Consider the following 15,061-nt stretch of genomic DNA (forward strand, 5'->3'; position numbering starts at 1 on the left):
CCGGCTCGTCCGCGGCACCCGGGCCGGTGGGCGGCCGCCGCCTGGGCTGCCGCTCCCGCAGCCGCTGCGCCGCGACCTCGGCCCGCCTGCGGTCCATCACGTAGGTGAAGCGCCGCCGCTCCTGGGAGCGCAGATAGGCGATGTAGACGCTCAGCATCACCGCGGGCACACCGGGCGCCCACAGGAACGCGAGTCCGCCGACCGCCGCGACGATCGCGCCGAGCGTGAAGGCCATGAACAGCATGACCGTCGTACGCCGTCGGCGCGCGAGCACCTTCGAGCGCCGGGCGCGCGCTGCCGCCTCCGCGGCCGCGGCCCGCCTCGCGGGAGACGACGCGGAGGAGACGGAGGACCCGGACGCCCCGTTCGACGACGGCTTGGCGCCCTGCCGGGGCACCGGCCGACCGTCCGCCGCACGGCCGGACTTCGGCGCGGGATGGGCGGCGCCGACCGGGGAGCCGGGCTTCGGCACCGTCGCGGACACCTGTCTCGACGCCTGCCGCGCCGCCTGTTCCGATGCGTGCTTCGGCGTCTGCTTCGAAGCGGGCTGCGCCTGTGCCTGCCCCTCGGACCGCGCTTCGTCCCGTACGTCTCGTACGTCCCGTCCGTCACGCACGTCTCGTGCATCCCGTACGGCGTCGACGTCGGCCCGTGCCTCGCGACGCGTCGGAGGCATGGCGAAGGCCCGGACGTCCACCGAGTCGGTGACGCCGTCCGGGTCGGCGTGGCGCTCCCCCTCTTCGGCGGAGCGCGCCCGCAGGTCCTTGGCGTACCGGCGCTCCATGCCCGCCCGGCCGGACAGAAGCCGGATGGCGGTGCTGAAGCGTTCCGTCGGACGGGCCTCATTCAGCTCGTCCTGCCTACGGAGCCACATAGGCACCAAGTAGGCGGCCCAGGCCCCGACGATGACTGCGTAGATGAGGCCGCTGCTGCTCACGCCTCACACGGTAGAGGGGTTTGCGTGAGGCCATCTGCCAATTGGGCCGGTGTGTCGCACGATCTGGCTGATATTTCGAGCTTTTTTTGTGACCGATGCGATCAGCAGGCCGCCGGGAGCGCGAAATTAATGCCCGAGGATGGTCGATCGCCGATCATTTTCGAACACCTATTTCATTTACGCGGTGTTCCGGGGCGTGTCCCGCGGTGAGTTTTCGGACGTGTTCCGCGAGCGTGTCCGGCGCCAGCGGGCCAGCAGACCTTCGGGCACCTCTTCGGCCGTGAGCGCGAAGACGAGGTGGTCACGCCAGGCGCCGTCGATGTGGAGATAACGTGGGCGAAGGCCTTCGTCGCGGAATCCGAGTTTCTCCACGACCCGTCGGCTCGGCCCGTTCTCGGGCCGAATACAGACCTCGATGCGGTGCAGACCAACGGTTCGGAAGCAGTGGTCGGAGACAAGCGCCACGGCGGTCGGCATCACTCCGCGTCCGGCGACCGCCTCGTCCACCCAGTAGCCGATATGGCCCGAGCACATCGAGCCCCAGGTGATTCCGGCGACCGTCAACTGCCCGACGAGGCGCCCCTGGTACTCGATGACGAACGGCAGCATCCGCCCCGAGTTCGCCTCGGCGCGCAGATGCCGGACCATCTGGCGGTAGGTCGGCCGGTGGGCGATCGGCCCGCTGGGCGTGGGCGGCGGAATGGTCGCCTCCCAGGGGCGCAGCCAGTCCCGGTTACGGCGGTTCACGTCGCGCCAGGCCCGCTGGTCACGCAGCTTTATGGGCCGGAGGACCACATCGCCGTCCACCAGCTCGACCGGCCAGGATGGGCTGTTCAGCTCGCACCCCCGCTGGGTCTGGGGTGGTCGCCGCCGCGGATCTGGTCGACGGCGTGGATCAGGAGGGGGTCGAGAACGGCGAGGCCGTCCCGCACCCCGCCGGTGGAACCGGGAAGGTTCACGATCAGCGTCCTCTCCGCGACCCCGGCGAGCCCCCGGGAGAGCGCCGCCGTGGGCACCTTCTCTCTTCCGAACGCCCTGATGGCCTCGGGAATGCCCGGCACCTCGTACGTGATCACCTTCCGCGTGGCCTCCGGGGTGCCGTCGGTGGGTGAGATGCCCGTGCCGCCGGTGGTCACGATGACGTCGTAACCGGCCCGGACGCCCACCCGCAGGGCGTTCTCCACGGGGTCCCCGTCAGGGACCACCCACGGACCGTCGACCGCGAAGCCGAACTTCTGGAGCCCCTCCGCGATCAGGGGCCCGCCCCTGTCCTCGTAGACACCCGCCGCCGCGCGGTTCGAGGCCGTCACCACGAGGGCGCTGTACGGAGCGGTCAGGGCGCCGCCGATCGGCGGCTCGGCCGGTGCCGCGGGTCCCGTCGGTCCCGCCGTCATGCCCGGCTCCAGTCGCCCGACTTGCCGCCCGTCTTCTCCTCCACGCGCACGTCCGTGATGACCGCCCCCTTGTCTACCGCCTTGACCATGTCGATCACGGTGAGGGCCGCGACGCTGACCGCGGTGAGGGCCTCCATCTCGACGCCCGTGCGGTCGGTGGTCTTCACGGTGGCCAGGATCTCGACGGCGTCGTCCGCGACCGACAGATCAAGTTTGACACCCGAGACCGACAACGGATGACAGAGCGGGATCAGATCCGGTGTGCGCTTGGCGCCCATGATGCCCGCGATGCGCGCGGTGGCGAGGGCGTCGCCCTTGGGCACTCCCTCGCCGCGCAGCAGCTCGATCACGCGGGGCGAGACGAGGACGCGACCGCTCGCGCGTGCCGTGCGGGCGGTCACGTCCTTCGCGGACACATCCACCATGCGGGCGGCACCCGCCTCGTCGATGTGGGTCAGTCGGTCCTGCGTACTCATGATGGCTGGGGCGCTCCCGGTCGGGCCTGTTGTGCGCGACACGGTACCCCCAAGTCGGGGCCTTCAGCCGAGGAGGACCACGTCGACCTCGGTGCCGGGCTCCACGGACTCGTCGGACTCGGGGACGACGATCAGCGCGTTCGCGTGCGCGAGGGCCGCGATCAGGTGGGATCCGGCGCCGCCGACGGGCGTGACCTCCCCGTCCGCGTACCGTCCGCGCAGGAATTGACGGCGGCCGGCGGGCGAGGTGAGCGCCTTGTCCGTACGGAGGGTCGCCCTGGTCGTGGACCGGTGGATGTCGTCGACGCCCATCAGGGTGCGGATCGCGGGGCGCACGAACAGCTCGAAGGACACGTACGACGACACGGGGTTGCCCGGGAGCGCGAGCAGCGGGGTGTGGTCGGGGCCGATGGAGCCGAAGCCCTGGGGCTTGCCGGGCTGCATGGCGAGCTTGCGGAACTCGATGCCGCTGCCCGCCTCGTCCTCGTCGCCGACGGAGGACAGGGCCTCCTTGACGACGTCGTACGCGCCGACGCTGACGCCGCCCGTGGTGACCACGAGGTCGGCGCGGATGAGCTGGTCCTCGATGGTGGCACGGAGTGTCTCGGCGTCGTCGGCGACCGCGCCCACGCGGTAGGCGATCGCGCCGGCGTCACGGGCGGCGGCGCACAGCGCGAAGCTGTTGGAGTCGTAGATCTGGCCTGCGCCCAACTGCTCGTCGGGCTGGACCAGTTCACTGCCGGTGGACATGACGACCACGCGCGGGCGCGGGCGGACCCGGACGGTGCCCCGGCCGATCGCGGCGAGCAGGCCGATCTGCGGCGGGCCGAGGACGGTGCCCGCGGCGAGGGCGCGGTCGCCCGCCTTCACGTCGCTGCCCTTGGCGCGCACGTGCGCGCGTGCCGGTGCCGATCGGTGGACGTGGACCTGGCCTGAGGCGCCCTCGGGGGACGCGCTGCGGGCGCGCATCCCGGAGACGGGGCCCTCACCGAGGCCCCCGTCGGTCCACTCCACGGGGACGACGGCCTCGGCGCCGGGCGGCAGCGGGGCGCCCGTCATGATGCGGGCGGCCTGGCCGGGTCCCACGTGGACCAGCTCGGACTCGCCCGCCGCGACGTCACCGACGACCGTGAGCACGGCCGGGTACTCCTCGCTCGCGCCCGCGACATCGGCGACCCGGACCGCGTACCCGTCCATCGAGCTGTTGTCGAACGGCGGCAGGGAGACCGGCACCGTGACGTCCTCGACCAGGACGCAGCCCTGGGCGTCGAGGAGCTGCAGCTCGATGGCTTCGAGGGGGCGGACGGTCGCGAGGATGTCGTCCAGGTGCTCGGACACCGACCAGAGGTGGTCCTGGCCGGTGACGCGGGTCGCGGCGCTGCTCAAATTGCTACATCTCCTCGGTGACGTAACTGCGAAGCCAGGTCCGGAAGTCCGGGCCCAGGTCTTCACGTTCGCACGCGAGTCTGACAATGGCACGCAGGTAGTCGCCGCGGTCACCGGTGTCATAGCGGCGGCCCTTGAAGATCACGCCGTGCACCGGGCCGCCGACCTTCTCGTCGGCCGCGAGCTGCTGGAGGGCGTCGGTGAGCTGGATCTCGCCGCCGCGGCCGGGCTCGGTCTTTCGCAGTATGTCGAAGACGTGCGGGTCGAGGACGTACCGGCCGATGATCGCGTAGTTGCTCGGGGCGTCGGCGGCGGCCGGCTTCTCGACCAGGTCGTGGACCTTGACGACGTCACTGTCGTCCGTGGCGTCCACGGCCGCGCAGCCGTAGAGGTGGATCTGCTCGGGCGCGACCTCCATGAGGGCGATCACGCTGCCGCCGTACTGCTCCTGGACGTCGACCATGCGCTTGAGCAGCGGGTCGCGCGGGTCGATCAGGTCGTCGCCGAGGAGCACGGCGAAGGGCTCGTGGCCGACGTGCGGGGCGGCGCAGAGCACGGCGTGGCCGAGGCCCTTGGGGTCGCCCTGGCGGACGTAGTGCATGGTGGCGAGGTCGCTGGACTCCTGCACCTTGGCGAGCCGGTCGGCGTCACCCTTCTTCTGAAGGGCCGATTCCAGCTCGTAGTTGCGGTCGAAGTGGTCCTCGAGAGGGCGCTTGTTGCGGCCCGTGATCATGAGGACGTCATCGAGGCCCGCGGACGCGGCCTCCTCGACCACGTACTGGATCGCCGGCTTGTCGACGACCGGCAGCATCTCCTTGGGAGTGGCCTTGGTGGCCGGCAGGAACCGGGTGCCGAGGCCTGCTGCGGGGATGACAGCCTTGCTGATCCTGGGGTGTGCCTGAGTCATGCCCGACACCATATCCGGTGCCTTTGTATGGAATCTGTGGCTCCGGTTAATTCGCTCTCATATGAGCGCATTATGAAGGGTACGGAACAAGCCTATGAGTCACCTGGGACCCGAGCCCGAGTCTGGCAAGCGAGTGTTGCGGCGAGGGTTCCTCACGGTGAGAAGCCGGTATACGGCCGATGACGTGCGGGAAACCGGGGCCGCACTCGCCGCCCGCGCCCTGGAGCTGCCCGAACTGGCGCACGCGCGCACGGTGGCAGCTTACGTGTCGATGGGGAGCGAACCGGGCACCCGTGCGCTCCTCGACGCACTCCACGCGCGCGGCGTGCGCGTCCTGCTCCCGGCGCTGCTCACGGACAACGACCTGGACTGGGGCGCGTACGCCGGAGAGGGCTCGCTCGTCTCCGTACAACACCGGGGAAAGATGGCCCTCCTGGAGCCCGCGGGCGAGCGTCTGGGCCCGGACGCCGTGCTCGCGGCCGACGCCGTGCTGCTGCCGGGCCTGGCCGTGGACGCGCGCGGGATGCGGCTCGGCCGCGGCGGCGGATCGTACGACCGGGTGCTGGCGCGGCTCGACCGCGCGGGCGCGGATCCGGCCCTTGTGGTGCTGCTGTACGACTCCGAAGTGGTCGACCGCGTCCCGGAGGAGCCGCACGACCGGCCGGTGCACGCGGTGGTGACCCCTTCGGGAGTGCACCGCTTCCGCCGGCTCTCTCCGTAGCGGCCGACCGCCCCGCAGGGGCCCCGATGCGAGAAACGGCCCTCCACGCGCGCGTGGAGGGCCGTTCTCACGTGGTGCTCAGGGCTTCAGGACCAGCGTGTCCGACGTTTTCGCGTCGACCGCCCGCTCCGTGGAGACCCAGGGCAGCAGCTCGCCATCGATCCACTTGCTTGTCTGGTCGACGTAGTGGGCGCTGTAGGCGTGCCCGGAGGCACCGGTGAGGTTGATCCACTTCGACTTGTCGAAGTCCTCCAGGTTCACCACCATGCGCATCGAAGGCACCCAGACCACGGTGTAGCCGCCCGCGGCGTTCCAGCCGGTGGCGTTCACCGCCGCCTCGCCGCCGCTCATGTTGTACGGGCCGCGGTTGAGCATGTACTTCAGGAATCCGGGACCTTCGATGCCCAGGGTCTGGTTCTTCAGGTAGAGCCGGTGCAGGCGGCCCCAGCTCCAGGTGTCGATGCCCTTGCCCAGCTTGGCGGTCAGCTCCCAGCGGGCGTCCGTGAGGGCCCGCTTGAAGAGCTCGTCACGGGTGTCGACGGCCGGGTCGGTGCGCGTCGCGGGCGCCGACCACCAGTCGTTGTCCTCGTCGTCGAGGATCTTGCGGACCACCTCGAACCAGCGGTCGCCGCCGTCCGGCTGCGCGCTGTCGGCCTCGCGCTGACCGCACTCGCGCACCCGCCGGTCCTCGTCGGCGGGACCGGTGGAGTCCACCGGCTCGACGTTCAGGCACTGGTCCTCGACCCGCAGCTCCTTGGGCAGCTTGTTGCCGAAGGCGAGCTTGAGGATGTTGCGCCAGGTCGCGTTGAAGTACGCCGCCGCGGCCGAGTCGGCGTCCTGGGTGTAGTTCCAGCCCTCCAGGAGCTTCTGCGCCTCACGGACGTTCTTGTCGGCCACGTCGATCTTGAGCAGCTCGGGCACCAGGAGCTTGGCGATCTCGCTGCTGTTGTCGAGCTGCATCTGGCGCATGTCGTCGGTCGAGATCTTGCCGCCGCCCTTGATCTTCGACTCGATGAGGTCGGCGATCCGCTGGCTGCGCGTTCCGTAGCCCCAGTCCGTGGTGAGGGTGTACGGGTACTTGTCCTTGTCGATGACGGCCTGGTTGGCGGTCACGATGTAGCCGCGCCTCGGGTTGTACTCGTAGGGCAGCTCGGCCTGCTTGATGTATCCGGTCCAGCGGTACTTGGAGTCCCAGCCGGGCGAGGGGAGCGAGCCGTCGCCCTCACCTCGGATGGGGATCCTGCCCGGCAGCTGGTAGCCGATGTTGTCGTCGGTGTCCGCGTAGGTCAGGTTCTGCGAGGGCACGTCGAAGAGGGCGGCCGCCTTGCGGAAGTCCGTCCAGTCGGTGGCCTTGTTCATCGCGAACACGGCGTCCATCGAGTTGCCCGGATCCAGGGCGGTCCAGCGCAGGGAGATGCCGTAGCCGTCACCGCGGTCGGGTGCCGCGCTGTCGACGGTGGCCTTCTTGCCGACCTTCACCAGTTCGTCGTCGCGGTCGGACAGCAGCGGTCCGTTGTTGGTCTCCCGGACGACGATGGTCTTGGCGTCGCCGCCCGCGACGTTGATCTTCTCCTCGCGGGAGGTGAAGGGCTTCACCTTGTCGTCGTACTCGTAGCCGTTCCCGGTGAGCTTCTCCAGGTACAGGTCGGTGACGTCGGCCCCCGAGTTGGTCATGCCCCAGGCGATGCTCTTGTTGTGGCCGATGACCACGCCCGGCATGCCCGCGAAGGTGTACCCGGAGACGTCGTTCTGGCACTTCTCGGAGACGCTCTTGCAGTGCAGGCCCATCTGGTACCAGACGGACGGCAGCGAGGGCGACAGGTGCGGGTCGTTGGCGAGCAGCGGCTTGCCGGTGATGGTGTGGGTGCCCTTGACGACCCAGGAGTTCGAACCGATGCCGTTGCCGTTCACGCCGACGGCGGTGGGGACGTCGTCGAGCACCTTGTAGAGGCCCGACAGCTGGCTCTGCAGCCCGGAGGGGGCCTCGGCGTTGTTCGCGAGCCCGGTGCCCGCCGCGGACTGCGTACCGCCGGTACTGGTGTCGCCGCCCTGCTGGTACTCCCCGGTGGCGCTGTTGTACTGGCCCTCCTGCACGACCGGCTTGTTCCGGTCGTACGGGTACTGCGGGTACAGGTCGGCGATCTGCTGCGGGCCCAGGCGGCTGGTCATCAGGGAGCGGTCGATCTCGTCCTGCATGTTGCCGCGCAGGTCCCAGGCCATCGCCTTGAGCCAGGCCACCGAGTCGACCGGCGTCCACTCCTTGGGCTTGTAGTCGTTGGAGAAACCGAGGGCCGCGTACTCCAGCGAGATGTCCGCGCCGTCCTTGCCCTTCAGGTACGCGTTGACCCCCTTGGCGTATGCCTGCAGGTACTTCTTCGTCTCCGCGGAGAGCTTGGTTTCGTACTCCTTCTCCGCGACCCGGTACCAACCCAGCGTGCGCAGGAACTCGTCGTTGTCGACCTGGCCCTCGCCGAACATCTCGGAGAGCTTGCCGGCCGTCATGTGACGGCGTACGTCCATCTCGTAGAACCGGTCCTGCGCCTGGACGTAGCCCTGCGCCATGAACAGGTCCGCGTCGGTCGAGGCGTAGATCTGCGGGATCCCGTAACTGTCACGCTTCACATCCACGGGACCCGACAGACCGTCGAGCGAGATGGAACCCTTGGTCTGGGGGAAGGAGGCACGGACGGTGCTGATACTCCAGAACGACCCGTAGGCGATGCCGCCGATGATGGCCAGAACCAGGACGATCAGGACCAGACGGGCTCTGCGCCCCTTCTTCCTGCCGGACTTGCCGGGCTTTTGACCGGAAGATGCGGTGGTGTTGGGGGGCATCGCTGTCCTTGCTGTCCTCACGCGAGCGGCAGGCGGGCATGTCCAATTGACTGAGCGCTGGAGCAACCATAGGCGCAGGGCCAACTCGGGCTTGACGCGGAGTCGGGAACCCGGACGGACGGGAGTTCGATCTTGCCTTGCCGAGTGTCAAGAAAGCGTCAAGAGTTAGGTAAGGTAACGAAGTAGTTGAACCATCGAGCCGGCTGAACCGGCCACGGTTGCACCCAACAAGGTGATCCAGCCGATCGAAGCGGTCCAACTGGTCAAAGTGATCCACCCGGAACGGCGAGAAGGGAACAGCCGCTGACTGTCCACCAGCTCAACCAGCTCCTGCTCGTATGCTCGCTCGTTCTGCTCGTCGCGGTGGCAGCGGTTCGGATCTCGTCGCGCAGCGGGCTCCCCAGCCTGCTCGTGTACCTGGGCATCGGCGTCGCCATGGGCCAGGACGGCATCGGCGACATCCGCTTCGACAACGCCGAACTGACCCAGGTCATCGGGTACGCGGCCCTGGTCGTGATCCTGGCCGAGGGCGGCCTCGGCACGAAGTGGAAGGAGATCAAGCCCGGGCTGCCGGCTGCCTCCTCACTGGCGCTGGTCGGCGTCTCGGTGAGCGTCGGCATCACCGCGACAGCGGCCCACTACCTGATCGGGCTGGAGTGGCGGCAGGCGCTCATCATCGGCGCGGTGGTGTCCTCGACGGACGCGGCGGCGGTCTTCTCCGTACTGCGGAAAGTGCCCCTCCCCGCGCGCGTGACGGGCATCCTGGAGGCCGAGTCGGGCTTCAACGACGCCCCGGTGGTCATCCTCGTCGTCTCGTTCTCCATGGCCGGCCCGGTGGAGCACTGGTACCAGCTGCTCGGTGAGATAGCGCTGGAACTGTCCATCGGAGCGGCCATCGGCCTTGCTGTGGGCTTCCTGGGGGCGTACGGACTGCGGCATGTGGCGCTGCCCGCCTCCGGCCTCTACCCGATCGCGGTGATGGCGATCGCGGTCACTGCGTACTCGGCCGGGGCGCTGGCCCACGGCAGCGGCTTCCTCGCGGTGTACCTGGCGTCGATGGTGCTGGGCAACGCGAAGCTGCCGCACTGGCCCGCCACGCGCGGCTTCGCCGACGGGCTCGGCTGGATCGCCCAGATCGGCATGTTCGTGCTGCTCGGGCTGCTGGTCACGCCGCACGAGATGGGCGACGACATCTGGCCCGCGCTCGTCATCGGGCTGGTGCTGACCATGGTGGCGCGGCCGCTGAGCGTCGTGGCGGCGCTGGCGCCCTTCCGCGTGCGCTGGCAGGAGCAGGCCCTGATGTCATGGGCCGGGCTGCGCGGTGCGGTGCCCATCATTCTGGCCACGATCCCGATGGTGAGCGGCGTCGAGGAAAGCCGTCGCATCTTCAACATCGTGTTCGTCCTTGTGGTCGTCTACACCCTCGTCCAGGGGCCCACGCTCCCCTGGGTGGCCCGGAAGCTGGGCGTGTCCAAGTCCCCTTCGGAGACCGCCGACCTGGGAATCGAGTCGGCGCCCCTGGAGCGGTTGCGCGGGCATCTGCTGTCCGTCGCGATCCCGGAGGGGTCGAAGATGCACGGCGTCGAGATCAACGAGCTGCGGCTGCCCGCGGGGGCCGCCGTCACACTGGTCGTCCGCGGTGGAGAATCGTTCGTTCCGCTTCCCACGACCGTGCTTCGGCGTGGTGACGAGCTGCTCGTCGTGGCCACCGATCCCGTCCGGGACGCTGCCGAGCAGCGGCTGCGGGCGGTGGGTCAGGGCGGCAAGCTGGCGGGGTGGCTGGGGACGGGTGGGAACGGGGTGGGGGAATGAGCCTTGGCGCCTCGACTTCGTGGCTCACAAGCATTCGCAGGCTCGGAACAGGAGAGTGCTGGGTTTCACAGGGGCCGAGCCGTTTGAGCCTGTATCATCAAGGCGCATCTTGATCTAACCAACTCTGCCTGACGCAGAGCTGGCGCGACCGTATGGCGGCCGCGGCGCCCTCTGGCGGGCGGCCCGGCATCTACCGCAGTTCCGCGCAAGAGGACAGCTCTCGGCGCCTCCAGCCCCGTAAACGGGGTCGCGCTACCAGGCGGCAGAAAGGCACGGGCCGTGGCATCCACGGTCACCTCGGAGTCCCCCGGGACTCCTGTCTCCTCCCGCCCGGGATACGGACAGCTGCTGCGTACGCGCGGCGTGTGGACGTTCCTGCTTCCCGGCTTCGCCGCGCGGCAGCCGTTCGCGATGCTGACCATCTCCATCGTCCTGCTCGTCCAGCACACCACCGGCTCGTACGGGGCCGCCGGCGCCGTCGCCGCCGTGACCGGTGTCTCCCTGGCACTGTTCGCGCCCTTCACCGGCCGTCTCGCCGACCGTCACGGCCAGCGGGCCGTGCTGCTCCCCGGCGTCCTCCTCCACACTCTGGCGGGACTCTCCCTGACCGCGCTGGCACTCTCGGACGCGCCTCTGTGGGCCCTCTTCGTCGCCGCCGTGCCGACAGGCGCCTCGGTGCCGCAGATCGGGCCCATGGTGCGGGCCCGCTGGGGCGTCAAGCTCCAGGACTCGCCCCTGATGACCACCGCGGCGGCCTTCGAGTCCGTCACCGACGAACTCACCTTCGTGTTCGGGCCGCTGCTCGCCACCGCGCTGTGCACCGCCGTCGACCCGGCCGCCGGCCTGCTCACGGAGGCCGCGCTCACCCTGGTCGGCGGTCTGCTGTTCGCCGCCCAGCGCGGCACCCAGCCGGCCGTGGGCCCCAAGGGGCACGCACGCGTGAAGCACGCTTCCGCGTTGTCGGTCCCCGGTGTGCGTGTGCTGATCGTGGCCTTCCTCGGCATCGGCGCCGTGTTCGGCGGCATGCAGGTCTCGCTCGCCGCGTTCAGCGAATCCATCGGCGAGCCCGGGCTGAACGGTGTCCTGTACGGGACCTTCGCCGCGGGCAACATGCTCTCCGGCGTCGTCTGCGGCGCGATCGCCTGGAAGGTGGCCCCGCGCCGCCGCCTCGTCGTCGCGTACGCCGCCCTGGGCCTGGCCGCCTCCGGGCTGTGGGCAGCCCAGTCGGTCGTCGTCCTCGCGGGGATCGGTCTCCTCGTCGGTGTCTGTATCGCGCCCGCCCTGATCACCGGCTACACCCTGGTCGACGGACTCGTGCCGGCCGGCGCCCGGACCGAGGCCTTCACCTGGCTCACCGGAGCGGTCGCACTCGGGCAGGCGGCCGCCGTCACGGTCGCCGGGCAGATGGAGGACCGCCTGTGGGACGGTGCCGGGTTCCTCGTCCCGATGGGCGGCACGCTGCTGGCCCTGGCGACCCTCGTGACCCTGCGTTCACGGCTCTCGCCCCGGGTCGTGAGCCGGACCGTCGCACGTGGCGTGGGTCACCGAGTGCCGGTGGCAGTGGACTGATCCCGAGGAATACGTCACTATGGACCGTCGTTAGCACTCACTGAGTGAGAGTGCCAGGAGGAAGACAAGTGCCGACCTACCAGTACCAGTGCACCGAATGCGGCGAGGGCCTCGAGGCGGTGCAGAAGTTCACCGATGACGCCCTCACCGTGTGCCCCAGCTGCGACGGACGCCTGAAGAAGGTGTTCTCCGCGGTCGGCATCGTCTTCAAGGGCTCCGGCTTCTACCGCAACGACAGCCGCGGTTCGTCGTCGAGCAGCAGCCCGGCGCCGGCCTCGAAGTCGTCGTCCGAATCGTCGACCTCGTCGGACTCCTCGTCCTCGTCCGGCTCCAAGTCGTCCTCGGACTCGAAGCCGGGCTCCAAGTCGTCGTCCACGAGTTCGTCCTCCGGCAGCAGCAACGCCGCGTAACGCTCTCGCGCACAACGGTTCTTCGCCCACGAACCCTGTCGTCGTACGACGGCAGGGTCTTCGGCGTTTCCGGGCCCGGCTAGGGTGCCGTTCATGGTGAACACGGAGAACGTCGAGATCGGCGTCATCGGCGGGTCGGGCTTCTACTCCTTTCTCGACGACGTGACCGAGATACAGGTGGACACGCCGTACGGAGCGCCCAGCGACTCTCTGTTCCTCGGTGAGATCGCCGGGCGGCGGGTTGCCTTCCTGCCCCGCCACGGGCGCGGCCATCATCTGCCGCCGCACCGCATCAACTACCGGGCCAATCTGTGGGCACTGCGGTCGCTCGGGGCGCGTCAGGTGCTCGGGCCGTGTGCGGTGGGCGGGCTGCGGCCCGAGTACGGGCCGGGGACGCTGCTCGTGCCTGACCAGTTCGTGGACCGTACGCAGTCCCGGGCGCAGTCCTACTTCGACGGGCTGCCGTTGCCCGGGGGTGACGTGCCGAACGTCGTGCACGTGTCCCTTGCCGATCCCTACTGCCCCACCGGGCGGGAGGTCGCTCTGGGGGCGGCGCGGGGGCGGGACTGGGAGCCTGTGGACGGCGGGACGCTGGTCGTCATCGAGGGGCCGCGGTTCTCGACCCGTGCGGAGTCGCTCTGGTATCGGGCGCAGGGGTGGTCCGTGGTGGGTATGACCGGGCATCCGGAGGCGGCGCTCGCTCGTGAACTGGAGCTTTGTTATACGTCGTTGACGCTGGTCACCGATCTCGATGCGGGTGCCGAGAGTGGGGAGGGCGTCTCGCACGACGAGGTGTTCAAGGTGTTCGCGGCGAATGTGGATCGGCTGCGGGGGGTTTTGTTCGACGCGGTGGCGGGGCTGCCGGCGAACTCTTCGCGGGATTGTCTGTGCATGAGTGCGTTGGGTGGGATGGATCCGGGGGTTGAGTTGCCGTAGGGGGCGCGCCGGGTGCCGGGTGGTACGCGGCGCGTTGTCTTGGGGCGCGGGCCGTGCGTTGTCGACTGCAGGTGCATCCGCGTTTCCGTGTGTGTTCGGCTGCGGGTGCGGAACCTTCCCTTCGGGTGAGGGAGTTGTCCACAACTTGGGGGTTGTCCACTGGGCTCGGCGGGATTCTGGGGGAGGGCGCAGGCTGGGGTCGCAAGCTGATCTTTCGACCACAGGTGGTGGTACTCGTGTCGCAGCTCTCCTCTTTTCCGCGTCCGTTGGGCACGGATGTGCCCAGCACGTGTGAGGTGCCGCATTTCGCTCCTGTGCGGGTGCGGGGTGGGCGGTATCAGGTGCGGCGGCTCGTTCGGCATCGGAGGCGGGCCCTGGCGGTTGGTCTCGCGGTGACCGCGGTGGCGCTTGTCGCGGCGGGGCCGAGGGAGAGGGAGAGGGAGAGAGATACGGAGGCTCGGGGGCGTCCGGTGGTGGGTGCCGTGCGGGAGCGGCCCGTTGAGATGGTTGCGGCGCCTGTGCGGATTGCCGACGGTGCGACCGTGCGGTTGCTCAGGGCCGGGGACCGGGTCGACGTTGTCGCGGCTGAGCAGGGTGCGGTGGGGCCTGGTGACGCTCGCGTGGTCGCGCGTGGTGCGCGGGTGACGAAGGTGCCCGAGTCGCCGGACAGTGTGTCGGAGGGCGGGGCGTTGGTCGTCCTGTCCGTGCCTCGGCGGACGGCTACGCTGCTGGCCGGGGCCGGCGCGACCTCGCGGTTGGCGGTGACCCTGTGCTGACCATGGCCAGGATGGCTTCCGTCAGGCTGTCAAGTCCCTCGTTGGAGTTACGGAATTGGACAGCGCTGCCAGGCCCTGACGTAGGTTGCGGAGCTGTTGATTCCACGGTTTGTGCGGCTGAAGAGGGGCTCCCTGGTGAGCGAGAAGAAGAAGGAACCGGGCGTCTGGGACGGCTTCAAGGCCTTCCTGATGCGCGGGAACGTCGTCGATCTGGCTGTCGCGGTGGTCATCGGCGCCGCCTTCACCAACATCGTCAACTCCGTGGTGAAGGGCGTGATCAATCCGCTGGTCGGCGCGTTCGGCACCAAGGACCTCAACCAGTACAGCTCGTGCCTGAAGGACCCGTGCCGCTTCGACGAGGCGACGGGGACCGCGACGAGCGGTATCCCCATCATGTGGGGCAGCGTCCTCAGCGCGACGCTGACCTTCCTGATCACCGCGGCCGTCGTGTACTTCCTGATGGTGCTGCCGATGTCCAAGTACCTCGCCAAGCAGGCGGCCCGCCAGAAGGCGAAGGAGGGTACGCAGGAGGTGATCGAGGTGAGCGAGCTGGAGGTTCTGAAGGAGATCCGCGACGCCCTGGTGGCCCAGCGCGGCTCCGGGCACAACGAGCAGTAACTGCGATCGCGGTACCGGCCGCGGTATTCGCGGCAACGGTTGCGCTGAGAGCCGTCCGTGCACTGCTTGCCGCCGTCCGTCCGGGTCGCTCGACGGCTGCCGCTCGGTGGTGGCGCGGGGGTCAGATGTGGTGGGGCGGCTTCTCGTCCAGGAAGCGCGCCAGGTCCGCCGCGCTGTCGCCGGCGGGCCGCTCGCCCCAGCCGTGGTCCGTGTCGTCGGCTGACGGCCGGCTCAGCGGGTCGTCGAAGACCAGCGCGGCCTTGGGGTCACGTGGTTCGGCGTCT

At 69.5% G+C, this 15,061-nt stretch carries 14 protein-coding genes; 7 read left to right on the top strand and 7 right to left on the bottom strand.

Features of this window, described 5'->3' with window-relative positions:
- The 6 genes from glpR to galU form a co-directional block, all read right to left on the bottom strand.
- A partial coding sequence (gene glpR / locus O3Q52_RS32505; protein ID WP_332112968.1) for a gephyrin-like molybdotransferase receptor GlpR occupies nt 1-937 on the bottom strand: 937 nt, incomplete at its 3' end.
- Between the two features lie 177 nt (nt 938-1,114).
- Nucleotides 1,115-1,744 carry a GNAT family N-acetyltransferase gene (locus tag O3Q52_RS32510; protein ID WP_055615847.1) on the bottom strand — a complete coding sequence of 210 codons (630 nt, stop codon included), beginning with the start codon at nt 1,742-1,744 and terminating at the stop codon, nt 1,115-1,117.
- A gap of 26 nt (nt 1,745-1,770) precedes the next feature.
- Nucleotides 1,771-2,331: a molybdenum cofactor biosynthesis protein B gene (locus O3Q52_RS32515; RefSeq protein WP_269652262.1), complete on the bottom strand. Its 561-nt coding sequence runs from the start codon at nt 2,329-2,331 to the stop codon at nt 1,771-1,773.
- Nucleotides 2,328-2,807, bottom strand: a complete 480-nt coding sequence (gene moaC, locus O3Q52_RS32520; RefSeq protein WP_269652263.1) for a cyclic pyranopterin monophosphate synthase MoaC — start codon at nt 2,805-2,807, stop codon at nt 2,328-2,330. Before moaC ends, O3Q52_RS32515 begins: the two co-directional genes overlap by 4 nt.
- Before the next feature lie 63 nt (nt 2,808-2,870).
- Nucleotides 2,871-4,193 carry a gephyrin-like molybdotransferase Glp gene (gene glp, locus O3Q52_RS32525; RefSeq protein ID WP_269652264.1) on the bottom strand — a complete coding sequence of 441 codons (1,323 nt, stop codon included), beginning with the start codon at nt 4,191-4,193 and terminating at the stop codon, nt 2,871-2,873.
- A gap of 4 nt (nt 4,194-4,197) precedes the next feature.
- Complete coding sequence (gene galU / locus O3Q52_RS32530; RefSeq protein WP_055615853.1) at nt 4,198-5,100, bottom strand: UTP--glucose-1-phosphate uridylyltransferase GalU; 903 nt, start codon at nt 5,098-5,100, stop codon at nt 4,198-4,200.
- Between the two features lie 94 nt (nt 5,101-5,194).
- Here galU and O3Q52_RS32535 point away from each other — a divergent pair, with 94 nt between their 5' ends.
- A complete protein-coding gene (locus tag O3Q52_RS32535; protein WP_269652265.1) occupies nt 5,195-5,821 on the top strand; it encodes a 5-formyltetrahydrofolate cyclo-ligase in 627 nt (208 codons plus the stop codon).
- 78 nt (nt 5,822-5,899) lie between these two features.
- Here O3Q52_RS32535 and O3Q52_RS32540 read toward each other — a convergent pair whose 3' ends face one another.
- A complete protein-coding gene (locus O3Q52_RS32540) occupies nt 5,900-8,656 on the bottom strand; it encodes a penicillin acylase family protein (RefSeq protein ID WP_269652266.1) in 2,757 nt (918 codons plus the stop codon).
- Nucleotides 8,657-8,959: 303 nt separating this feature from the next.
- Here O3Q52_RS32540 and O3Q52_RS32545 point away from each other — a divergent pair, with 303 nt between their 5' ends.
- From O3Q52_RS32545 to mscL, 6 genes are all read left to right on the top strand, one after another.
- A complete protein-coding gene (locus tag O3Q52_RS32545) occupies nt 8,960-10,468 on the top strand; it encodes a potassium/proton antiporter (RefSeq protein ID WP_269652270.1) in 1,509 nt (502 codons plus the stop codon).
- 279 nt (nt 10,469-10,747) lie between these two features.
- A complete protein-coding gene (locus O3Q52_RS32550) occupies nt 10,748-12,037 on the top strand; it encodes an MFS transporter (RefSeq protein ID WP_269652267.1) in 1,290 nt (429 codons plus the stop codon).
- A 68-nt stretch (nt 12,038-12,105) separates the two neighbouring features.
- Nucleotides 12,106-12,447 (top strand): FmdB family zinc ribbon protein, encoded by a 342-nt coding sequence (locus O3Q52_RS32555; protein WP_269652268.1) that lies wholly within the window; start codon nt 12,106-12,108, stop codon nt 12,445-12,447.
- 93 nt (nt 12,448-12,540) lie between these two features.
- Nucleotides 12,541-13,383 (top strand): S-methyl-5'-thioadenosine phosphorylase, encoded by an 843-nt coding sequence (locus O3Q52_RS32560; protein WP_269652269.1) that lies wholly within the window; start codon nt 12,541-12,543, stop codon nt 13,381-13,383.
- Between the two features lie 224 nt (nt 13,384-13,607).
- On the top strand, nt 13,608-14,159 hold the full coding sequence (locus O3Q52_RS32565) for a hypothetical protein (RefSeq protein ID WP_269652271.1): 552 nt from the start codon (nt 13,608-13,610) through the stop codon (nt 14,157-14,159).
- Nucleotides 14,160-14,294: 135 nt separating this feature from the next.
- Nucleotides 14,295-14,777 carry a large conductance mechanosensitive channel protein MscL gene (gene mscL, locus O3Q52_RS32570; RefSeq protein ID WP_079052789.1) on the top strand — a complete coding sequence of 161 codons (483 nt, stop codon included), beginning with the start codon at nt 14,295-14,297 and terminating at the stop codon, nt 14,775-14,777.
- Nucleotides 14,778-15,061 lie beyond the last annotated feature (284 nt).

This window comes from Streptomyces sp. ActVer (genome assembly GCF_027270795.1).
GTDB classification, from domain to species: Bacteria; Actinomycetota; Actinomycetes; order Streptomycetales; family Streptomycetaceae; genus Streptomyces; species Streptomyces umbrinus_A.

Excerpts from the sequence above, each read along its gene's own strand:
- O3Q52_RS32540 (WP_269652266.1), bottom strand. The coding sequence starts at position 8,656 with ATGCCCCCCAACACCACCGCATCTTCCGGTCAAAAGCCCGGCAAGTCC.
- moaC (WP_269652263.1), bottom strand. The coding sequence starts at position 2,807 with ATGAGTACGCAGGACCGACTGACCCACATCGACGAGGCGGGTGCCGCC.
- O3Q52_RS32560 (WP_269652269.1), top strand. The coding sequence starts at position 12,541 with ATGGTGAACACGGAGAACGTCGAGATCGGCGTCATCGGCGGGTCGGGC.
- O3Q52_RS32515 (WP_269652262.1), bottom strand. The coding sequence starts at position 2,331 with ATGACGGCGGGACCGACGGGACCCGCGGCACCGGCCGAGCCGCCGATC.
- galU (WP_055615853.1), bottom strand. The coding sequence starts at position 5,100 with ATGACTCAGGCACACCCCAGGATCAGCAAGGCTGTCATCCCCGCAGCA.
- O3Q52_RS32535 (WP_269652265.1), top strand. The coding sequence starts at position 5,195 with ATGAGTCACCTGGGACCCGAGCCCGAGTCTGGCAAGCGAGTGTTGCGG.